The 20,916-nt window shown below is 65.9% G+C and carries 16 protein-coding genes and 1 tRNA gene; 2 read left to right on the top strand and 15 right to left on the bottom strand.

The window, feature by feature from the left end; all coding sequences use genetic code 11:
• Positions 1 to 13: 13 nt before the first annotated feature.
• Both EKM57_RS00760 and EKM57_RS00755 read right to left on the bottom strand, forming a co-directional pair.
• Complete coding sequence (locus tag EKM57_RS00760; protein ID WP_129790556.1) at positions 14 to 1,195, bottom strand: glycosyltransferase family 1 protein; 1,182 nt, start codon at positions 1,193 to 1,195, stop codon at positions 14 to 16.
• Positions 1,196 to 1,286: 91 nt separating this feature from the next.
• Positions 1,287 to 3,182: an acyltransferase family protein gene (locus tag EKM57_RS00755; protein WP_129790555.1), complete on the bottom strand. Its 1,896-nt coding sequence runs from the start codon at positions 3,180 to 3,182 to the stop codon at positions 1,287 to 1,289.
• A gap of 340 nt (positions 3,183 to 3,522) precedes the next feature.
• Between EKM57_RS00755 and EKM57_RS00750 the strand changes: the two genes are divergently transcribed.
• Positions 3,523 to 4,995, top strand: coding sequence for a hypothetical protein (locus tag EKM57_RS00750; protein WP_165357131.1), 1,473 nt, complete (start codon positions 3,523 to 3,525; stop codon positions 4,993 to 4,995).
• Between the two features lie 147 nt (positions 4,996 to 5,142).
• Here the strand turns inward: EKM57_RS00750 and EKM57_RS22100 are convergent, their stop codons facing one another.
• The 6 genes from EKM57_RS22100 to EKM57_RS22095 all read right to left on the bottom strand — a co-directional run bounded on the left by EKM57_RS22100 (position 5,143) and on the right by EKM57_RS22095 (position 15,821).
• The gene (locus EKM57_RS22100) at positions 5,143 to 5,364 is read right to left on the bottom strand and encodes a hypothetical protein (protein ID WP_129790553.1); all 222 of its coding nucleotides are present in this window, start codon (positions 5,362 to 5,364) and stop codon (positions 5,143 to 5,145) included.
• A complete protein-coding gene (locus tag EKM57_RS00740) occupies positions 5,361 to 6,143 on the bottom strand; it encodes a Crp/Fnr family transcriptional regulator (protein ID WP_129790552.1) in 783 nt (260 codons plus the stop codon). Before EKM57_RS00740 ends, EKM57_RS22100 begins: the two co-directional genes overlap by 4 nt.
• 136 nt (positions 6,144 to 6,279) lie before the next feature.
• Positions 6,280 to 6,441, bottom strand: coding sequence for a hypothetical protein (locus EKM57_RS21705; protein WP_165357129.1), 162 nt, complete (start codon positions 6,439 to 6,441; stop codon positions 6,280 to 6,282).
• A gap of 74 nt (positions 6,442 to 6,515) precedes the next feature.
• Complete coding sequence (gene rpoC, locus EKM57_RS00735) at positions 6,516 to 10,802, bottom strand: DNA-directed RNA polymerase subunit beta' (RefSeq protein WP_129790551.1); 4,287 nt, start codon at positions 10,800 to 10,802, stop codon at positions 6,516 to 6,518.
• Between the two features lie 129 nt (positions 10,803 to 10,931).
• Positions 10,932 to 15,092 carry a DNA-directed RNA polymerase subunit beta gene (rpoB, locus tag EKM57_RS00730; RefSeq protein WP_129790550.1) on the bottom strand — a complete coding sequence of 1,387 codons (4,161 nt, stop codon included), beginning with the start codon at positions 15,090 to 15,092 and terminating at the stop codon, positions 10,932 to 10,934.
• 576 nt (positions 15,093 to 15,668) lie between these two features.
• Positions 15,669 to 15,821 (bottom strand): hypothetical protein, encoded by a 153-nt coding sequence (locus EKM57_RS22095; RefSeq protein ID WP_206185242.1) that lies wholly within the window; start codon positions 15,819 to 15,821, stop codon positions 15,669 to 15,671.
• A 98-nt stretch (positions 15,822 to 15,919) separates the two neighbouring features.
• Between EKM57_RS22095 and EKM57_RS21700 the strand changes: the two genes are divergently transcribed.
• Complete coding sequence (locus EKM57_RS21700) at positions 15,920 to 16,867, top strand: hypothetical protein (RefSeq protein WP_206185241.1); 948 nt, start codon at positions 15,920 to 15,922, stop codon at positions 16,865 to 16,867.
• Between the two features lie 189 nt (positions 16,868 to 17,056).
• Here the strand turns inward: EKM57_RS21700 and rplL are convergent, their stop codons facing one another.
• The 7 genes from rplL to EKM57_RS00690 all read right to left on the bottom strand — a co-directional run bounded on the left by rplL (position 17,057) and on the right by EKM57_RS00690 (position 20,874).
• Entirely contained in the window at positions 17,057 to 17,431 is a 375-nt protein-coding gene (rplL, locus tag EKM57_RS00720; RefSeq protein WP_129790549.1) for a 50S ribosomal protein L7/L12, read from the bottom strand.
• A gap of 90 nt (positions 17,432 to 17,521) precedes the next feature.
• A complete protein-coding gene (rplJ, locus tag EKM57_RS00715) occupies positions 17,522 to 18,037 on the bottom strand; it encodes a 50S ribosomal protein L10 (RefSeq protein ID WP_129790548.1) in 516 nt (171 codons plus the stop codon).
• Positions 18,038 to 18,576: 539 nt separating this feature from the next.
• Positions 18,577 to 19,275 (bottom strand): 50S ribosomal protein L1, encoded by a 699-nt coding sequence (rplA, locus tag EKM57_RS00710; RefSeq protein ID WP_129790547.1) that lies wholly within the window; start codon positions 19,273 to 19,275, stop codon positions 18,577 to 18,579.
• Positions 19,276 to 19,277: 2 nt separating this feature from the next.
• Entirely contained in the window at positions 19,278 to 19,709 is a 432-nt protein-coding gene (gene rplK / locus EKM57_RS00705) for a 50S ribosomal protein L11 (RefSeq protein WP_129790546.1), read from the bottom strand.
• A 199-nt stretch (positions 19,710 to 19,908) separates the two neighbouring features.
• Entirely contained in the window at positions 19,909 to 20,448 is a 540-nt protein-coding gene (gene nusG, locus EKM57_RS00700; protein ID WP_129790545.1) for a transcription termination/antitermination protein NusG, read from the bottom strand.
• Positions 20,449 to 20,466: 18 nt separating this feature from the next.
• A complete protein-coding gene (secE, locus tag EKM57_RS00695; RefSeq protein WP_129790544.1) occupies positions 20,467 to 20,664 on the bottom strand; it encodes a preprotein translocase subunit SecE in 198 nt (65 codons plus the stop codon).
• Between the two features lie 134 nt (positions 20,665 to 20,798).
• A tRNA-Trp gene (locus EKM57_RS00690) sits at positions 20,799 to 20,874 on the bottom strand.
• Positions 20,875 to 20,916 lie beyond the last annotated feature (42 nt).

The following is a 20,916-nucleotide window of genomic DNA, read 5'->3' as shown; positions in this document are numbered from 1 at the left end:
TCGTCTCTCTCCTTCAGGGGACGGGGCTCGCGCGGGGCTGCCGGCCGCCTTCGCCATGCTGGCGGACGATGCGCAGGTAAGAATCGACCAGCTCCTGGTTGACCTCGTCCCACCCGAAACGCTGGGCCGCTTCGCATCCAGCCGAACCGGCCGCTTCGCGCGCGGCCCTGTCGCGGCAGTAGAAAGCCAGGGCGTCGCAGAACCGGTCGCAGGCGCCGGGGCGGATCAGGCGACCGGTGACTCCGTCCTCGACCAGGCTCTGGCTCCCGGTCGCGCTTGCCGCCACCACCGGCAGGCTCGCAGCCATGGCCTCGAGCGTCACGTTGCCGAACGTCTCGGTGACGGACGGATTGAACAGCATGTCCATCGAGGCGATCGCCCGTCCGAGATCGGCACCCTCCTGGAAGCCGGCGAAAACGGCGTTCGGCAGTCTCTTCTCGAACCAGTCCCGCGCCGGCCCCTCGCCGACCACCAGAACCTTGTGCGGCACCTGCCGTCGCGCCAGCCGGTCGATCGTGTCCGAAAACACGTCCAGCCCCTTCTCCATGACCAGCCGCCCGACGAAGCCGATCACGGGCACGTCGTCGGCGATGCCGAGGTCCCGACGCCAGGCCATGTTACGACGATCAGGATGGAAGATCTCGCGATCGATTCCGCGCGTCCAGATCCCGACGTCGTAGTTCATCCTCTGGTCGCGCAGCAGCTGCGCCATGGAATCCGATGGCGCGAAGATGGCGTCGCAGCGGCGGTAGAATCGCCGAAGGATCGCGAGCACCACCGGCTCCAGGAATGCCATGCCGTAGTAGCGCGGATAGGTCTCGAATCGGGTATGCACCGACGCGACGACCGGCAGGTCCCATTTTCGCGCCAGCGATACGGCGCGATGGCCGAGTATTTCGGGACTGGCGACGTGGAAGATGTTGGGGCGATAGGCCGCGATGTCCCGGCGCACGCGGGGCGGGATGGCGAAGCCGAACTTATACTCGGAGCGCCCCGGGATCGGGACGGACGGAATGTGGACGAGATCGCCTTTGGCCTCGAACGCGGGCTCCTTCACCGTCGGCGAATAGACGCGCACCGCGGCGCCCTTGCGCAGCAGATAGTCGGCAAGGCGGTTCAGCGCCTGGTTCGCCCCGTCGCGGACGTAATTGTAGTTGCCGCTGAAGATGGCGACGCGAAGGTCGGTCACGTCCATGGACGCGGCGATAGGGGAATTGCCGCGGCAAGCAAGGCTGGACGAGCAATCCCACGCGACCCGCCTTCTGCGGCCCTGTACGCGAGTCCCCTTACTCCCGCGCCGCCAGCGCGCCCGCCTGCCGCGCCCGTACGGCCGCGACGACCAGGGTGGCGCCGGCGACGCTGAGATGGTGGGAGTCGAAATAGAGCGGCGCCCCATTGCGGATGATTTCGCAGCTTCGCGCATCGCACAATATATCGGACGGATCGACATAGATCAGCGCCGCGCCGCGTCGGCGCTCTGCCATCGCGCCGATCCGATCCGCTGCCTTCATCTGCCGACGCTCGGCGACGCCTGCCTCGTCGATTCGGCGGAAACGGGCGAGCCGGGCAAGTCGGCGCGGGACGTGGAAATCGTGCGGGGGGACCGGCCCGATCAGCACGACGGTTCTACCCTTCGCCAGCAACCGATCGAGGGTATGTTCCAGCGCGCGCCCGAATTCCGGCGAGGCGTAGGCGTCGCTCGCCCAGAAGGCGGCAAGATAGATTGTCCGCAGGTCGGGATTGGCCTCGATGCTTGCCATCACGTCTTGGTTCAGCCGCGCGCAGCGGGGGTTCCACGACGGGTCGAAATCCAGGACCGGCGGGCAGCTCGAATGGGTGCGCTGGACCAACGCACGCCCGCCGGAGGCCTCCACGTCCGACAGGGCATAAGCGAGTTCGACACCGTGGCTGTCACCCCAAAGCATGGCCGAGGGCGGGGCGGCGGGCGCGCCGAGGATGCAGGGAGGCCGCCCTCCCTTCGTATCGCTGTCGTGGCAGCGGTCGCGATACGGGCTGACATCGGCCGTGGCGGCGGCAAGGCGCACCACCTCCGCCGGAAAGCGTGCCGGCCAACCTCCCGTCGATACGAGGGCGGCGGCCGCGGCGCAGGTCGCCGCCATCGCGCTACCCGACGCTGCGAATACCGCGCGGCGGCCCATCCGCGTCCGTTGCCTGAACGGTGCCTCGACATAGCGCCAGGACAGGACGGCGATGCCGACCGATCCCGCCAGCACGAAAGCCCTAGTCCAGCCGGCGAGCGGCGTCCCGGTCGCATATTCGGTAAAGACGATCAGGGGCCAATGCCACAGATAGAGCGAATAGGAGATGAGCCCGATTCCGACCATCGGCCGCCAGGCAAGCAGGCGGCCGGCCAGCGTCCCGGGCGCGCAATGGATCAGGGCGGCGGCTCCGAGCACCGGGAACAAGGCGTTCACGCCCGGAAAGGTGGTATGGCGGTCGAACGTCGCGACGGCGTAGCCGATGGCCGCGAGGCCCGCTGCAGCAGCCGCCTCGCGTACGGGACGGGATCTGACCGGCGGGACGGCACCGAGCGCCAGCAGCACGCCCAGGAGCAGCTCCCAGGCGCGCGGCGGTGACAGATAGAAGGCGAATCCGGATCCGTCGTCCTGGGTCAGGACCGCCATGGCGAAAGACAGGATGGCGGCGGCGGTCACCACGGCGATGCGGCGGGCCGGCAGCCAGCGCGCGATCAGCAGAAGCAGGATCGGCAGCCCGATATAGAATTGCTCCTCCACCGCCAGGGACCAGGTGTGGAGCAGCGGCTTGGTCTCCGCGCCGCCCTGGAAATAGCCGGTATCGAGGAAGAAGCCGACGTTGGACAGGAACAGGATCGCCGCCAAGGCCGAGCGGGAGACGGAGTCGAGGTCCTCCGGAAGATAGAGCAAGGTCGCCGCCGCAAGCACCGCTACGACGACGAAGATCAGGGCCGGCAGGATTCGCCGCGCCCGGCGCTCGTAGAACCCCAGGAGCGAGAAGTGGCCTTCGTCCATCTCGCGCACGATGATGGAGGTGATGAGGAAGCCGGAAATGACGAAGAAGATGTCGACGCCGACATAGCCGCCGGAGAAGGAATCCAGACCCGCGTGGAACAGCAGCACGGGAAGGATCGCAACCGCCCGCAGACCGTCCACGTCCGGCCGATAACCGACAGCCTTGGTCACGCGCGGCTCCACTGAAGGACTCGATTGGAGCGGGATAGAGGCGGGAACGGGTCCGCCGCCAGAGGCCGGCTTCGTTAGGGATCCGGTCGCACCGGAATGGGACGGTGGTACGAACCAAGATTAGCGGACTCCGAGCGATCTCCCTCTGCGGGGGGTGCGGCGCGGAGGCATCATCGGCGCGCCACATAACCGTCATCGAGACGACAACTCGCGGGCGCCGAATCGTCGCAGCTGATGGTTAACGAAGGGTTAGCGAGAGCCGCCCGACACCTGGTCGCTCGACGAGTGGCTGCGGCCGGCGCTCGCCCTGGCAATGACGCCACACATCAAGGGGTTGGAAATGAAGCGCATCATCTACGCAACGGTATCTACTCTCGCGCTCCTCGCGGCGGCGACCGCACCGGCACAGGACAACAGCGCCGAAGTGGATCAGGGCGGTGAAAACGGGCTCGTGCTGATCGAACAGGAAAAGGGATCCGGGAATGCCGCCGTCGCCGAGCAGAATGAGGGCGCCGTCGATTCAGAGATTCGCATTCATCAAACCGGGACCGGCGCTTCCGCAACGTCCACCCAGAGCGACGGCGCCGACAACGTGTCGATCATCGGGCAGACGGCAGGTGGCTCGGCGCTCGTCGCCCAGACCGGAGACGGCAACGAGTCCAACATCGTCCAGAACGGCAATTCGTCGGCCGAAATATTCCAGACCGCCGGCCAGGGCGGATATGTCAACAATCAGAGCCTGATCTCGCAAACCGGCGATGGCTCGACGGTCACGGTCAGCCAGGTCAATCAGGAAGCCGAAGATACCAACCGGTCGAACGTCTTCCAATATGGCGAAAATCAGTCCGCCGACGTGAGCCAGAACGGGCCGCGGGTCGGGTCGACCATCACCCAGCAAGCGACGGCGAACGGCGCCTCGGCCACCGTCGATCAGTCCGGCTTCTCGCACAGCTCGACCATCAGCCAGGCGGCCGCGGACGCAAGCGTGTCGGTCGTCCAGACCGGGATCGGGTCCGGCCGCGACAGCTACATCCCGCCTATCACCCATTCGACGAGCGTAACCCAATGGTCCTCGGCGACGGGTAGCGATGCGTCCGTGTTCCAGTCCGGCGAGGGCAATGAGGGCCATCGCGCGATCGTCAGCCAGCGCGGCGAGGATTCTTCCGCGCGGGTCGCTCAGTTCGGGGACGGCGCGGAGCAATATTCGCTCGTCCTTCAGAGCGGAGCGGGCGCGGCGGCCTCGATCGACCAGCGTGGCGAGGGTAACGACGCGAACGTCACGCAGGACGGCGATGACACCGACGCACGCCTGTACCAGCAGGGCGGCTTCAACACCGCGATCGTCGATCAGGACGGAAACGGGGCGAGCGCTTACGTGGCGCAGATCGGCGACACCAACTCGGCCGAGGTGACCCAGTCTGCCGCGAGCCTTGCGGCTGTCGGGCAGGTCGGCGTCGGCAACAGCGCCAGCGTGGATCAGACCGGATCGGGCAATCGCGCAGGCATCGGTCAGGGTGTCTCGGCCGAGCTCGCCGAGGCGCTGGAGGGTGACCTCGGCAGCATCGGCCTCGCTTATGCTGGCAACAGCACGGCAACGATCTCCCAGCACGGTACCGGCGGCGATGCCGCGATCTTGCAGACGGGGGCGAGCCACGAGGCCTCGATCACGCAGGAAGCGGGGACGAGCGGCAATCTGGCGCTGGTCGAGCAGGCCGGGACGGGCAACCTCGCCACCGTGCTTCAGGCGAGCAGTGACAACCAGTCGTTCGTCAGTCAGTCCGGCAGCGGCAACATCGCTACGGTCGCTCAGTAATCGGGGAAAGCCGGCGTCCTCCAGCGGAGGCGCCGGCTTTCACCTCGACGGCTGCCGCCGAACGCCGCCGGCCGGCAGGAAAGGGTCGCGATGAATGGACGCCGAAGGTCTGCGGCGCCCCGCGTCGAGCCGCGCGCATGAAGAGCCTCAATGCTGCTCGCGCAGGCTCAGCCGGTTCTGAAGCTGATCGATCAGCTGTTCGACCTCATTTCGCGCTTCCGGTCCGACATTTCCGCATTCGGCGCGCGCATGGCCGATCAGGTCGCGCCAGAATTGCAGCGTATCCTCATGCACCGACGAAGCTCGAAGATTATCCGCACTCCTGATCGCCGCTTTTAGATTCTGCGACAAGCTTCCGTCGAGCTTCACGGTCTCATCCTCCACGCCGGAAGGTCCGCACCCGCCCGGCCCTGCTCATCCTGTATATGCAGATAATTTGTGCTGAAGTCGCCGATTTCGGCAAGCCGGTCCCACTGCTTGATGGAGACCGATCGATGGGCACGATCGGTCAGCCCATCGCGATCCAGCGCCTTCAGCGTCCGGTTCACATGGACGGGCGTCAGACCCACGGCGTCGGCGAACTCTTCCTGGGTCATCGGGAACTCGTAGGTGCATGGCGATCCCAGGTCTCCATCATTAAGCCTGACGCCGAACTCGCAAAGGACATGGGCCACCCGGGCCCGCGCGTCCCGCCTGCCGACATTGGCCGTCCATTCGCGATGGATCGATCCGTCGACCAGCGTGTCGTACCACATCGCCATCCCCACCCTTGGCCGGCCGAAGGCCAGTTCCTTGATCGCACGGCAGGGTATGAAGGCCACGACGGCCCGGCTGAGCGCCTGGACATTGTGATCCGCCGTCCGGAGCAGCGTGTTCTGGAGGTCGACCATGTCGCCGCTCATATGGACCGACAGGATTTGCCTGCCTCCGCTCCCGACGAACTTGTGCCGGTAGGCGAAGCCGGAAAGGAGAAGGGCGGCGTGGGACGGCTTATCCTGTTCCCGCACGATATAGTCGCCCCGATCGACCCGGCGGATCTCGTGCGGCAGGTCGAGAATGGCCTGCTGGTCCTCCTCGTCGAGAGCTGACCATTTCATCAGCTTCCGAAGCATCGGCGTGAGGCTGGGATGTCCCGACAGGTGGTTCATGAAATCGCTCCTAGGCGGCGTGGCGGGAGCGCAAGTCGTCTCACAGGCACTGAGTGGCCGAAGATACGCCTCAGTGGTTCCGAATGCTTACCACATGTAAGGCGCGATTGCCCTAACTCATTTAGCGTCGACTCCGTCAGACCTCTCGAGGGTCTCCGCCCTTCTCGTCCGAGGAGGAGGTCGGGCCGCGCCTCTCCTCGACGTCGCGCGTCCGGGGCAGCCGCCTGATGCGCCGCACGCCGACGAGCAGCGGCCCGATCAGCAGGACCAGCATGACGATCGTGAGCGCTTCCTTCATCGAGCCTCCTTCACGAAAACGCCCCGCCGATCGCTCGGCGGGGCGCTTCGTCACATCGGGCGAGGCGAGGGGGATTACTCCCCTTCGGCCTCCGCCTTCAGATAGTCGCCGGCATCGGCGTCGGTGCCGTGGCCACTCGCCGTCACTTCGGCCAGCGGATCGGCGTTGATCGCCGCCTCGAGACCCTGGGCAAGCTCGGCCTCATGCTCCTCCGCGGCGCTGTTCGGAGCATAAAGCGCCTCCTGGATCGCCCGGTGCTGCGCGCGAAGCGCCGCGTCGCGCGACGAAGCCGCGACCCGCATCCGCTTCATGCCCGCGCCGGTGCCAGCCGGGATGAGGCGGCCGACGATGACGTTCTCCTTGAGGCCTTCGAGGCTGTCGACCTTGCCCTGTACCGAGGCTTCGGTGAGGACGCGGGTCGTCTCCTGGAAGGAGGCGGCGGAGATGAAGCTACGGGTTTGCAGGCTCGCCTTGGTGATGCCGAGCAGCACCGGCTTGCCTTCGGCCAGCTTCTTCTTCTGAGCCTTCAACCTGGCATTGACCTCGTTCATCTCCTGCCGGTCGACCTGCTCGCCGACCAGGAAGGTGGAGTCGCCGCTCTCGGTGATCTCGACCTTCTGGAGCATCTGGCGGACGATCACCTCGATATGCTTGTCGTTGATCTTCACGCCCTGGAGACGATAGACCTCCTGGATCTCCGACACGAGATACTCCGCCAGCGCCTTGACGCCGAGCACTTCGAGGATGTCGTGCGGATCGGGCGAGCCGCCGATCAGATTGTCGCCGCGCTTGACGAAATCGCCCTCCTGCACGTCGATTACTTTGGACTTGGGCACCAGATACTCGACCGGATCGCCGCCCTCCTCGGGGATGATCGCGATCTTGCGCTTGGCCTTGTAGTCCTTGCCGAAGGCGATCCGACCGGAAACCTTGGCGATGATCGCATTCTCCTTCGGCTTGCGCGCCTCGAACAGCTCCGCGACGCGCGGCAGACCGCCGGTGATGTCGCGGGTCTTGGCGGCTTCGCGGCTGACGCGGGCGAGAACCTCGCCCGCTTCGATCCGCTGGCCATCCTCCACCGAAAGCATCGCGCCCGGCGACAGCATGTAGCGGGCCGCCTCGCCGCTCTGCTCGTCGAGCAGGGTGATGCGCGGACGCAGATCCTCCTTCGAACGAGCCGAGCCGCGGAAGTCGGTGACGACGCGCTGGGCAATGCCCGTCGCTTCGTCGGTCTGCTCGGTCAGGGTCTTGTTCTCGATCAGGTCCTGGAACTTCACGATGCCGCCCTTTTCGGTGATCACCGGCATCATGAACGGGTCCCATTCGGCGATACGGTCGCCCTTGCTGACGATATGGCCATGGTCGACCATCATGTGCGCACCGTAAGGAATGCGGTGCGACGCCCGCTCGCGCCCGTCCATGTCGACGATCGCGAGTTCGCCGTTGCGGGCCATGGCGATGCGCCGACCGCGCGGGTCGACGATCGTCGGCAGGTCCCTGAGCTCGATCGTCCCGTCGACGGCGGCTTCCAGGCTCGACGTCTCGTTGAGCTGGGCGGCGCCGCCGATGTGGAACGTCCGCATCGTCAGCTGGGTGCCCGGCTCGCCGATCGACTGGGCGGCGATGACGCCGACCGCCTCGCCGATATTGACCGGAGTGCCGCGGGCGAGATCGCGCCCATAGCACTTGCCGCAGACGCCCATCTCGCTCTCGCACACCAAAGGCGAGCGGATGTTCACCGACTGGATGGCCAGCTCGTCGATCTTGAGCGCAGCAGCCTCGTCGATGAGCTCCCCTTCGGCCACGATCGTCTCGCCCGACTTGGCATCGACCACGTCCTCGGCCGGGGTGCGGCCAAGGATGCGCTCGCCCAGCGAAGCGATGACCGCTCCACCCTGGACGATCGCACGCATGTCGAGGCTGTTCTCGGTGCCGCAATCCTCCTCGACGATCACGCAATCCTGGCTGACGTCGACCAGGCGGCGAGTCAGGTAACCCGAGTTCGCCGTCTTCAATGCCGTGTCGGCCAGACCCTTGCGGGCGCCGTGGGTGGAGTTGAAATATTCAAGGACGGTGAGGCCTTCCTTGAAGTTCGAGATGATCGGGGTCTCGATGATCTCGCCCGACGGCTTGGCCATCAGGCCACGCATGCCGGCGAGCTGTTTCATCTGCGCCTGCGAGCCGCGGGCGCCCGAATGGGCCATCATGTAGATGGAGTTGATCGGCGCCATCCGGCCGTTCTCGTCCTTGGGCTGGGCCTTGATCTTCTCCATCATGGCATTCGCCACCTGGTCGCCGCAACGGCTCCAGGCGTCGATCACCTTGTTATACTTCTCCTGCTGGGTGATGAGCCCGTCCTGATACTGCTGCTCGAAATCCTTCACGAGGGTGCGGGTCTCCTCGACCATCTGCTCCTTCTCGGGCGGGATCATCATGTCGTCCTTGCCGAAGCTGATGCCGGCCTGGAAGGCGTGACGGAAGCCCAGCGCCATGATCGCGTCCGCGAACAGCACCGTCTCCTTCTGCCCGGTGTGGCGGTAGACGATGTCGATGACGTCCGCGATCTCCTTCTTGGTGAGGAGCCGGTTGACGGTCTCGAACGGCACCTTGTGGCTCTTCGGAAGCGTCTCGCCGAGCAGCATGCGGCCCGGAGTCGTCTCGAAGCGCCGCATGTGGACGTTCCCGTCCTCGTCGGTCTGCGGGACGCGGCTGATGATCTTCGTGTGCAGGGTCACCGTGCCGTTGAACAGGGCCTGGTGCACCTCCGCCATGTCGGCCAGCAGCGATCCTTCGCCCGGCTCGCCCTCGCGCTCCATCGACAGATAATAGAGTCCGAGCACCATGTCCTGCGAAGGAACGATGATCGGCTTGCCGTTGGCGGGCGACAGGATGTTGTTGGTCGACATCATCAGGACGCGCGCTTCGAGCTGGGCCTCGAGGCTCAGCGGTACGTGCACGGCCATCTGGTCGCCGTCGAAGTCGGCGTTGAACGCGGCGCAGACCAGCGGATGAAGCTGGATCGCCTTGCCCTCGATCAGCACCGGCTCGAAGGCCTGGATGCCGAGACGGTGGAGCGTCGGAGCGCGATTCAGCAGAACCGGATGCTCGCGGATCACCTCATCGAGGATGTCCCAGACTTCCTTCCGCTCCTTCTCGACCCACTTCTTCGCCTGCTTCAGGGTCATGGAGAGACCCTTGGCGTCGAGGCGCGAGTAGATGAACGGCTTGAACAGCTCGAGCGCCATCTTCTTGGGCAGGCCGCACTGGTGCAGCTTCAGCTCCGGGCCGGTCACGATGACCGAACGGCCCGAATAGTCGACGCGCTTTCCGAGCAGGTTCTGACGGAACCGGCCCTGCTTGCCTTTCAGCATGTCGGACAGCGACTTGAGCGGGCGCTTGTTGGCACCCGTGATCGTCCGCCCGCGGCGACCATTGTCGAACAGGGCGTCGACCGCCTCCTGAAGCATGCGCTTCTCGTTGCGGACGATGATGTCCGGCGCGCGAAGCTCCATCAGCCGCTTCAGGCGGTTGTTGCGGTTGATGACGCGGCGATAAAGGTCGTTGAGGTCCGAAGTGGCGAAGCGACCGCCGTCGAGCGGCACCAGCGGCCGAAGCTCGGGCGGAATGACCGGAACGACGTCGAGGATCATCCATTCCGGCCGATTGCCGGATTCCAGGAAGCTCTCGACGACCTTGAGCCGCTTGATGATCTTCTTGGGCTTCAGCTCGGACTTGGTCTCGGCCAGCTCCTGGAGCAGCTGCTCGCGCTCGCCCTCGAGGTCGAGGTCGATGAGCATCTGCTTGACGGCCTCCGCGCCGATCCCGGCGGTGAAGGCGTCCTCGCCATATTCGTCCTGCGCGTCGAGCAGCTCGTCCTCGGTGAGGAGCTGATACTTTTCAAGCGGCGTGAGGCCGGGCTCGGTGACGATGTAGCTCTCGAAATAGAGCACCCGCTCGAGCTGCTTGAGCTGCATGTCGAGCAACAGGCCGATCCGGCTCGGAAGCGACTTCAGGAACCAGATATGGGCAACCGGCGCGGCCAGTTCGATATGGCCCATGCGCTCGCGGCGAACCTTGGAGACGGTCACCTCGACGCCGCACTTCTCGCAGACGATGCCCTTGTACTTCATGCGCTTATACTTGCCGCACAGGCACTCATAGTCCTTGATCGGACCGAAGATGCGCGCGCAGAACAGGCCGTCGCGTTCGGGCTTGAACGTGCGGTAGTTGATCGTCTCGGGCTTCTTGATCTCGCCGAACGACCAGGAGCGGATGCGCTCGGGCGAGGCGATACCGATCTTGATCTGGTCGAATGTCTCCGGCTTGGCGACCGGGTTGGCGAAGTTGGTCAGTTCGTTCATCTGTCTCTTCCTCTGTCACCCTCCCCCGTCAGGGGAAGGGAAGTGCCGCATCAGCGGCGAAGGGAGAGGGGGTGTGGCGGCACTGTCCCTCTCCCCGGCCCTCTCCCCCGAGGGGGAGAGGGAGGGATTTCATTCCGCGGCCTGAGCGAAGTCGTCCTCTTCACCGTCGGCGATGCTGTCCAGCTCGACGTTCAGGCCGAGCGAGCGCATCTCCTTGACGAGCACGTTGAAGCTCTCCGGAATGCCGGCCTCGAACGTGTCGTCGCCCTTGACGATCGCCTCGTAGACCTTGGTCCGGCCGATCACGTCGTCCGACTTGACCGTCAGCATCTCCTGGAGCGTGTAGGCGGCGCCATAGGCCTGGAGCGCCCACACCTCCATCTCGCCGAAGCGCTGACCGCCGAACTGCGCCTTGCCGCCCAGCGGCTGCTGGGTGACCAGGCTGTAGGGGCCGATCGAGCGGGCGTGGATCTTGTCGTCCACCAGATGGTGCAGCTTCAGCATGTAGATGTAGCCCACCGTCACCTTCCGGTCGAACGCATCCCCGGTGCGTCCGTCGAACAGGGTCACCTGGCCGCTCTCGTCGAAGCCCGCCAGGCGGAGCATCTCGGAGACGTCCGCCTCGCGCGCACCGTCGAACACCGGAGTGCCCATGGGCACGCCCATGATGAGGTGGGAAGCGAGCTCCATCACCTGCTCGTCGTCGCGGGAGTCGAGCTCGGCATGATAGGACTTGCCGTAGACCTCCTTCAGGCGTGCGCGGACCTTCGCCACGTCGGAGGTGTCTATCCCCTCGGCCCGATGCCGCATGTCCTCCAGCATCACCTTGATCTGGTTGCCGAGGCCGCGCGCGGCCCAGCCCAGATGGGTCTCGAAGATCTGGCCGACGTTCATCCGGCTCGGCACGCCGAGCGGGTTGAGCACGATGTCGGCCGGCGTGCCGTCCTCCAGGAAGGGCATGTCCTCTTCAGGAAGGATGCGGCTGATCACGCCCTTGTTGCCGTGCCGTCCGGCCATCTTGTCGCCCGGCTGCAGCTTGCGTTTCACCGCGACGAAGACCTTGACCATCTTGAGCACGCCCGGCGGCAGCTCGTCGCCCCGCTCGAGCTTCTCGATCCGGTCTTCCAGGCGCCGGCGGATCGCCGCTTCGGCTTCGTCATACTGGGCGCGAACCGCCTCGAGATCGGCCTGACGCTTGTCGTCCTTGACCGCGAACTTCCACCATTCGTGCGGCTCGACCGAGTCCATCGCCTCGGCGTCGATGACGGCGCCCTTCTTCACGCCCTTCGGCGCTGCCGTGGCCGTCTGGCCGAGCAGCATCTCGCGCAGTCGGGCATAGGTCGAGCGCTTCAGGATGGCCCGCTCGTCCTCGGCGTCCTTGCGAAGCCGGTCCTTCTCCTCGGACTGGATCGCCCGGGTGCGGTCGTCGATGTCGATGCCGTGCCGGTTGAACACGCGCACCTCGACGACGGTGCCGGAGACGCCCGGCGGCAAGCGCAGCGACGTGTCGCGCACGTCGGAGGCCTTCTCGCCGAAGATGGCGCGAAGCAGCTTCTCCTCCGGAGTCATCGGGCTCTCGCCCTTCGGCGTGATCTTGCCGACCAGGATGTCGCCCGGCTCGACCTCGGCGCCGATATAGACGATGCCCGCCTCGTCGAGATTCCTGAGCGCCTCCTCGCCGACGTTCGGGATGTCGCGGGTGATGTCCTCCGGCCCCAACTTGGTGTCGCGGGCCATCACCTCGAACTCTTCGATGTGGATCGAGGTGAAGACGTCGTCCTTCACGATCCGCTCGGAGATCAGGATCGAATCCTCGAAGTTGTAGCCGTTCCAGGGCATGAACGCGACCAGCACGTTGCGGCCCAGCGCAAGCTCGCCGAGGTCGGTCGACGGACCGTCGGCGATGACGTCGCCCTTGCGGACGAAGTCGCCCTTCTTCACCAGCGGGCGCTGGTTGATGCAGGTGTTCTGGTTCGAGCGCTGGAACTTCATCAGCGTGTAGATGTCGACTCCGGCCTTGCCGGCTTCGACGTCCTCGGTCGCGCGGATGACGATGCGGGCGGCGTCGACCTGGTCGACATAGCCCGAGCGCCGGGCGGCGATCGCCGCGCCGGAGTCGCGCGCCACCGTCTCTTCCATGCCGGTGCCGACGAGCGGCGCTTCGGCGCGGACCAGCGGCACCGCCTGGCGCTGCATGTTCGATCCCATCAGCGCGCGGTTGGCGTCGTCATTCTCCAGGAACGGAATGAGCGAGGCGGCCACCGAAACGAGCTGCTTGGGCGACACGTCCATCAGGGTGATCTGATCACGCGGCGCCATCAGGAAGTCGCCGGCCCGCCGCGACGAGACGATCTCCTCGCCGAAGCTGCCGTCTTCGTTCAGCTCGGCATTCGCCTGGGCGATCGTATGCTTCGCTTCTTCCATGGCCGAGAGATAGATGACCTCGGACGTGACCTTGCCGTCGATCACCTTGCGGTAGGGAGTCTCGATGAACCCGTACTTGTTCACCCGGCTGAAGCTGGCGAGGCTGTTGATCAGGCCGATATTCGGCCCTTCCGGAGTCTCGATCGGGCAGATCCGGCCATAATGGGTCGGATGGACGTCACGGACCTCGAAGCCCGCACGTTCACGGGTGAGGCCGCCCGGCCCGAGCGCCGAGACGCGGCGCTTGTGGGTGACCTCCGACAGCGGGTTGGTCTGGTCCATGAACTGCGAGAGCTGGGACGAACCGAAGAACTCGCGCACCGCGGCCACGGCCGGCTTGGCGTTGATGAGGTCGTTCGGCATCACCGTCGACACGTCGACCGAGCTCATCCGCTCCTTGACCGCCCGCTCCATGCGAAGCAGCCCGACGCGATACTGGTTCTCGAGCAGCTCGCCGACAGAGCGAACGCGGCGGTTGCCGAGATTGTCGATGTCGTCGATCTCGCCCTTGCCGTCCTTCAGGCCGACGAGGGTCTTCACCACCGCGATGATGTCTTCCTTGCGCAGCGTGGTGACGGTGTCCTCGACATCGAGGTCGAGACGCATGTTGAGCTTGACGCGGCCGACCGCGGAAAGGTCGTAGCGCTCGGGATCGAAGAACAGCCCGGCGAACAATGCCTCGGCCGTCTCGCGGGTCGGCGGCTCGCCCGGGCGCATGACGCGATAGATGTCGGCCAGGGCCTGATCGCGATCCTCGGCCTTGTCGGCCTTGAGCGTGTTGCGGATCCAGGCACCGGTGTTGACATGGTCGATGTCGAGCAGCTCGATCCGATCGATTCCGGCCTTGTCCAGCTTCTCGAGATTCTCGGGGGAGACCTCGTCGCCCGCCTCGATATAGATCTCGCCTGTCGACTCGTTCACGAGGTCGAAGGCGGAGAAGCGGCCGAAAATCTCCTCGGTCGGGATGAGCAGGCTGGCGAGCCCGTCCTTGGCCGCCTTGTTGGCGGCGCGGGGGCTGATCTTCTGGCCGGCGGGGAACACGACCTCGCCATTGTCCCCGTTCACGATGTCGAAGCTCGGCTTCTGGCCGCGCCATTGCTCGGCGACGAAGGGCACCTGCCATCCGTTTGCGCCGCGCACGTAGACAACGCGTTCGTAGAAGGTGTTGAGGATCTCTTCGCTCGACATGTCGAGCGCGTGAAGCAGGGCCGTGACGGGCAGCTTGCGCTTGCGGTCGATGCGGACGTTGACGATGTCCTTGGCGTCGAACTCGAAATCGAGCCAGGAGCCGCGATAGGGGATGACCCGGGCGGCGAAGAGATATTTGCCCGAGGCATGGGTCTTGCCGCGGTCATGGTCGAACAGGACGCCCGGCGAGCGGTGCATCTGGCTGACGATGACGCGCTCGGTGCCGTTGACGATGAACGTGCCGTTCTTCGTCATCAGCGGCATGTCGCCCATGTAGACGTCCTGCTCCTTGATATCGAGGACGGAGCGGGTCTCCGTGTCGGGATCGACCTCGAACACGATGAGGCGCAGCGTAACGCGCATCGGCGCGGCATAGGTCATGCCCCGCTGCCGGCACTCGTCCGTATCGTACTTCGGATCCTCGAGCTCGTAATGGACGAAGTCCAGCTCGGCCGTCCCGGCGAAGTCGCGGATCGGGAAGACCGAGCGAAGGGTCTTCTCCAGCCCGGAGACGTAGCCGTCCTGCGGGCGCGAGCGGAGGAACTGCTCGTAGCTCTCACGCTGAACCTCGATGAGGTTCGGCATCTCGGAAACTTCGTGGATGTTTCCGAAGATCTTGCGGATGCGCTTGGACACGCTCGGCCGGGTCTCGGTGGGCTGGGCTGACTTTGTCGCCATGGGGATCTGGTGCCTCTGTTCCTGCCGTTCCCGAGGGCCGGGACGCGGCTTTATGCTGCCGGACCGCTTCCGGCGGGCCGGCAGCGGTCGAAATGGGGCGCTCAAACGCAAAAAGCCGCGGGTCTCTTCCTTGAAGAAACCGCAGCTTCAGCGTCCTGTGAAACCTCAGCCGATCAATGCGTTGAATGCGCGGCGCGACGACGCATCCTGTTCCGAAGGGCTGTGGTGAGGAGCGCGATATAAGGTCAGGGAACGGTGATGTAAAGAGGCCGACGAGCCTGTCGCCGCCATTGTCGCAAGTCGCTCGCAATTCCCCCATCGATTCTTGCTGTTGAGTCGGTGGTGGGGCCTGGTCCTCGTCCTGGCTCCAGATGGTCTCCGTTCGACGTGCATTTTGCGGCGGGCCGAGCCCGAGGTGCCGCCGGAATCATTCTTCCCCTGTTATGAAACACTCCGCACGCACCCCACGCGCCGCGATCGCCCTGCTGCTTGCGGGTATTGCGCTGCCTCTCAACCCTGCCGTTGCGCAGACCGCGGCGACCGCCCGGCCGCCGGTAGTGAACGCACCGCCACCGGTCACGGCGCCCCCACCGGCACCGCCGGCCGCACTAGCCCCGCCGCCAGTGGTCGGCCCGCCGCCGGGCGAGTCCAGACCGGCGCCGCCACCGCCACCGCCACCGCCACCGCCGGTTTCTCGCGCGGCCGAGCCGGCACCAGCAGCCGAGGCACGCGAAGAACCCGCACCCGCGGCTGTCCGCAGGGCTTCACGGCCGGCGCCGCGATCCGTTGCGGCCGCCGCCGAGCCCGAGCCCGCGCCCGCGGCCGAAGTGACGACCGCCGCCTCGCCAGCCGAATCTGGCGTCACGCCGGCCGAGCCCCCGCCGGCGGCAGCGACGATATTGCGGGAGCTGCCTGTCCCGCCGGCTGAAAGCGAGGCGGGCTTCGGCGCCATCCTGCCCTGGCTGATCGGCGGGCTTCTTGCGGTCATCGCCTTCGCAGCCTTCATGCTGCTTCGGCGGCGTCGCCGCACGGACGACCTGGTCTATGCGGATTCCTACGGAGAAGAGCCCGCCTACGATCCCGCGCCGGCGCCCGCACCCGACGTCTCCGGATCCGCCACCTTCGCGGGCGCGGTGCCGATTGCCGCTCCCGCGCCGCTGGCCGCCGCGGCGCCCTTCGAAGCAAGGCCCGTCGAACAGGCCCCCGACTCGGCTGCGGGACCGGTGGAAAGGATTTCCCTCGGCGAGCCGGACGCAGACGATGTGGCGGCGCTCGCTGCCGGCTCGGAGGCGCCGGCAGATCGCCCATGGCTGGAATTCCTGCTTCGCCCGGTGCGGGCGGGCACGACCAGCGACGACACGGTCGTGGAGTTCGAGTTGACGGTCGGAAATACCGGATCGGTTCCGGCCAGCGACGTTCGGATCTCGACCTGGATGTTCGCGGCCGGATCGGCCGCCGGGACCGAGATGGAGCGGATGCTGATCGAGCCCCCGGCCGACGCGCAGCATCAGGCGGTGTCCATCCCGGCTGGGGACGGCGCTCGAGTCGAGGCGGCGCTGTCCCTTCCGAAGGCAGGTGTCGACGAGCCGGTCCTGCCGGTCGTGGTGGCCGACGCCCGCTATACGCTGCCCGACGGCAGCGAAGGCCGCACCTCGGCCTCGTTCGAGGTCGGCCTGCCCGCCGGCGAGGCGCTCGAGCCGTTCCCGACCGACCGCGCTTCCGGCCTGCTGGAGAGCGTCGAGGCCAGGCTCCGCGGGGAGCTCGAACGGGCCTGATCGGAAGGCACGGGTTCACGCGGCGTGACGAAGGGCAGGGTGCGTAGGCCGCCGGCGGCTCGGCACCCGCCAAACCTCCTCATCAATCCCTTTGGGCCGCGGCCACTTTCCGGCGCGCCGGCCGAAGGCAAAGAAAGGGGCGGCCCCTATCGGAGCCGCCCCTCTCTGCTCGAAAGCTCGCGAAGAAGCTTAGCGAAGCTCGACGGTGCCGCCGGCTTCCTCGATCTTCTTCTTGATCTCCTCGGCCTCGGCCTTGGGGATGCCTTCCTTGATCGGCTTGGGCGCGCCTTCGACCAGCGCCTTGGCCTCGCCGAGGCCGAGCTGGGTGATCGCGCGCACTTCCTTGATCACGTTGATCTTCTTGCCGCCGTCGCCGGTGAGGATGACGTCGAACTCGGTCTTTTCCTCGGCGGCCGGAGCGGCCGGGCCGGAGGCGGCCGGAGCAGCGGCCACGGCCGCGGCGGCCGAGACGCCCCATTTCTCTTCGAGCGCCTTGGCGAGATCGGCGGCCTCGAGGACCGTCAGTTCGGAAAGCTGGTCAACCAGCGCGTTGATGTCTGCCATTTTCTGTCTCCAATTCGATGTCTGTTGAACCCCGGCGATTGCCGGATTTTCCGTCTGGGCCCGGCGTTTGCCGGATGACGTAAGCGTCGGTTATGCGGCTTCCTTGTCGGCATAAGCCTGAAGGACGCGGGCCAGCTGGGCGGCCGGCGCCTGGACGACCTGCGCCACCTTGGTCGCGGGCGCCTGGATGAGGCCCACGATTCTTGCACGCAGTTCGTCGAGCGACGGAAGCTCGGCGAGCGCCTTCACTCCATTCGCGTCGAGGAGGGTATCGCCCATCGCCCCACCGACGATCTCGAGACGATCGTTGGTCTTGGCGAAGTCCACCGCGGCCTTGGCGGCCGCGACGGGATCGGACGACGTCGCGAGCGCGGTCGGACCGCTCAGCATGTCGCTGATCGGTGCGTAGCGCGTTCCCTCGAGCGCGATGAGAGCGAGCCGGTTCTTCGCTACCTTGTACCGGGCGCCGGCCTCGCGCATGCGGTTCCGCAATGCGGTGGACTGCGCCACCGTCATGCCGAGATTCCGGGTGATCACGACCACCTGGGTCTCGTTGAACGTCTGCTTCAGCTCGGCGACCAGCTCTCTTTTTTGAGCTCGATCCATGCTTCTCTCCAACTCCGTCCGACGGACCATCCGCCGGACGCGAAACGACACGTGGAAAGCCCACGCGCCACGGGTCCGAAGGGGAGAAAGCAGCCCGAGCCCGGAGGACTCATGGCAGGCATCCGGAAGCGCCATGCTGTGGCGCCGGAAGTCTTTTCCCCGTCTAGGCTGGAGATTAAGCCCTTACGGGCGCCAGCTGTCTCGGACGGAGCCTGGGGCGATGCCCACAGGCGAAGGCGCGCATCTAGAGCTTTCCGGCGGAAAGTCAATCGCGTGCCGTTGCGGAACCTGGGTGCGCCTGATTCGCCCTGCCAAGGCGTTCAATCGGGGCGCAGCGGCCCCGGTCGTTCCGTCCACATCCGCTGGTCACGAGGCGCATGCTGGCCGTGCCGCCGCCAGCTCGCGGTCGGGCTCGCATTTGCGGCGGACGTCGAAAGGGCCGCCGGCGGATGCCGGCGGCCCTTCCTTCTACCGCATTGCGTCACCCCGTGGCGCTCTGGCCGGTCCGGCCAGGATGCCGGAATCCGTTCGCGCCAGGACTAGACCGAGGCGACTTCGGAAATGTCGACCTTGAGGCCGGGGCCCATAGTCGAGCTCAGCGCGACCTTCTGGACGTATTTGCCCTTCGCGCCCGACGGCTTCGCCTTGACGATGGCGTCAACGAAGGCGTCGAAGTTCCGCTTCAGATCCTCGTTCGAGAAGCTGGCCTTGCCGATCCCGCTGTGGATGATCCCGGCCTTTTCGACCCGGAACTCGACCTGGCCGCCCTTTGCGGCCTTGACCGCCTCGGCGACGTTCGGGGTGACCGTGCCCAGCTTCGGGTTCGGCATCAGGCCCTTGGGACCGAGCACCTTGCCGAGCCGTCCGACGATGCCCATCATGTCCGGCGTCGCGATGACACGGTCGAAGTCGATCTGGCCGCCCTGAATGGTTTCCATCAGGTCCTCGGCACCGACGATATCGGCACCCGCCTTGGTCGCTTCCTCGGCCTTGTCCCCGCGCGCGAACACGGCCACGCGGACGGTTTTGCCGGTGCCGGCGGGCAGGGTGACGACGCCACGGACCATCTGGTCGGCATGGCGCGGATCGACGCCCAGGTTGAGCGCCACCTCGATCGTCTCGTCGAACTTGGCAGTGGCATTCGCCTTCACCGTCTCGATCGCCTCGTCGACGGCGTAGAGCTTCATCGTGTCGAGGCTCTCGGCGAGCTTCTTCTGCTTCTTGGTCAGCTTGGCCATGATCAGCTCCCCGTCACTTCGAGGCCCATCGCACGGGCGGAGCCTTCGATGATCTTCGCCGCGGCGTCGATGTCGTTCGCGTTGAGGTCCTTCATCTTGACCTCGGCGATCTCCCGCAGCTGGGCCCGCGTGACGCGGCCGGCGGTCTGCTTGCCGGGCTCCTTGGCACCGGACTGGATCTTGGCCGCCTTCTTCAGGAGGAAGGTCGCGGGCGGCGTCTTCGTCTCGAACGAGAAGCTGCGATCCGCATAGACGGTGATGACCGTAGGTATCGGCATGCCCTTTTCGAGCTCGCCAGTCGCCGCATTGAACGCCTTGCAGAATTCCATGATGTTGACGCCGCGCTGGCCCAGGGCCGGGCCGATCGGCGGCGACGGATTGGCGGCGCCTGCTGGCACCTGGAGCTTGATATAGCCCGTTACTTTCTTCGCCATTTTTCTCACTCTGTTGCTGGGCTCCGCCGAAACGGATGCCCGGTTCAAGTTTAGCGGTCCAAGCGGGTACCTGAGGCGCCCTCCCGCACATTGCCCCCCGCGTTTCCCGGCAAGGGCGGGGGGCAGCCTTGCCTCGTTGCGGAATCCGGCTGACGCCGAAGTCCTGAACCTTGGTCCCGGCCCGTGCCGGGACAGTCTTCTATTTCACGCGTTCCACTTGCTCGAACTCGAGCTCGACCGGCGTGGCCCGACCGAAGATCGAGACCGAGACCTTCACCCGCCCGCGGTCGAAATCGAGCTCCTCGACGATGCCGTTGAAGCTGGCGAACGGCCCGTCCAGCACCTTCACATTGTCGCCGATCTCATAATCGACGCTGACCTTGGCCTTCGGCGCCGCTGCGGCCGCCTCGTCCTTGGTGTTGAGGATCCGCGCCGCCTCGGCGTCGGAGATGGGCTGCGGCTTGCCGCTGGAGCCGAGGAAGCCCGTCACCTTCGGCGTGTTCTTCACGAGGTGATAGACGTCGTCGCTCATCTGCAGCTTCGCCAGGACGTAGCCCGGGAAGAACTTGCGGTCCGACGTCACCTTCTTGCCGCGGCGGACCTCGGTGACCTTCTCGGTCGGGACCTCCACGGCCTCGACCAGCCGGTCGAGCCCGAGCCGGGTGGCCTCGGCCATGATCGCGTCGCGAACCTTGTTCTCGAAGCCCGAATAGGCGTGGATGATGTACCAGCGTGACATGCTAAATCTTCTGCACCTCTAGCTCAGCAGGCCGAGCAGGGCCTGGACGATCGAACTGAACGCCGTGTCGACCCCGAAAAAGAACAAGGCGAGCAGCGACGTCATGATCACGACCATCAAGCCGGTCATCATCGTCTCGCGGCGGCCCGGCCAGACGATCTTGGCCGTCTCCGCGCGGACCTGCCGCAGGAATTCGCCGGGACTGACTCTCGCCACGCTCAAAACCTCATGAAATCAACGCGAATAAGGCCACAGGCGGCCGCCGTTTCCGGAGCCGCCGAGGCCTCGAAACAGTGCCCATCACTGTTTCGACATCCCTCCGAATCCGGACCCCGCCGCTCAGGCGAAGGTGGCAGGAGTGGAGGGACTCGAACCCCCGGCCCTCGGTTTTGGAGACCGATGCTCTACCAGCTGAGCTACACTCCTAAGCAACGTGCCGAAACGTGGCTGCCGTTTTTCGGCAATCAC

Origin of the sequence: Sphingosinicella sp. CPCC 101087, from assembly GCF_004151485.1 — a bacterium.
Classification (GTDB): Bacteria; Pseudomonadota; Alphaproteobacteria; order Sphingomonadales; family Sphingomonadaceae; genus Allosphingosinicella.
Note: the sequence above shows the minus strand (reverse complement) of the source record. Positions and strands in the feature narration are given on the sequence as shown.

Bases quoted from the DNA above. Each gene is read 5' to 3' on its own strand.
- nusG (WP_129790545.1), bottom strand. From the start codon at position 20,448: ATGTCACGCTGGTACATCATCCACGCCTATTCGGGCTTCGAGAACAAG.
- rpoC (WP_129790551.1), bottom strand. From the start codon at position 10,802: ATGAACGAACTGACCAACTTCGCCAACCCGGTCGCCAAGCCGGAGACA.
- EKM57_RS21705 (WP_165357129.1), bottom strand. From the start codon at position 6,441: ATGAAGGAAGCGCTCACGATCGTCATGCTGGTCCTGCTGATCGGGCCG.
- rplL (WP_129790549.1), bottom strand. From the start codon at position 17,431: ATGGCAGACATCAACGCGCTGGTTGACCAGCTTTCCGAACTGACGGTC.
- rplK (WP_129790546.1), bottom strand. From the start codon at position 19,709: ATGGCGAAGAAAGTAACGGGCTATATCAAGCTCCAGGTGCCAGCAGGC.
- rplJ (WP_129790548.1), bottom strand. From the start codon at position 18,037: ATGGATCGAGCTCAAAAAAGAGAGCTGGTCGCCGAGCTGAAGCAGACG.
- rpoB (WP_129790550.1), bottom strand. From the start codon at position 15,092: ATGGCGACAAAGTCAGCCCAGCCCACCGAGACCCGGCCGAGCGTGTCC.
- EKM57_RS00740 (WP_129790552.1), bottom strand. From the start codon at position 6,143: ATGAACCACCTGTCGGGACATCCCAGCCTCACGCCGATGCTTCGGAAG.
- EKM57_RS00750 (WP_165357131.1), top strand. From the start codon at position 3,523: ATGAAGCGCATCATCTACGCAACGGTATCTACTCTCGCGCTCCTCGCG.
- EKM57_RS00760 (WP_129790556.1), bottom strand. From the start codon at position 1,195: ATGGACGTGACCGACCTTCGCGTCGCCATCTTCAGCGGCAACTACAAT.
- rplA (WP_129790547.1), bottom strand. From the start codon at position 19,275: ATGGCCAAGCTGACCAAGAAGCAGAAGAAGCTCGCCGAGAGCCTCGAC.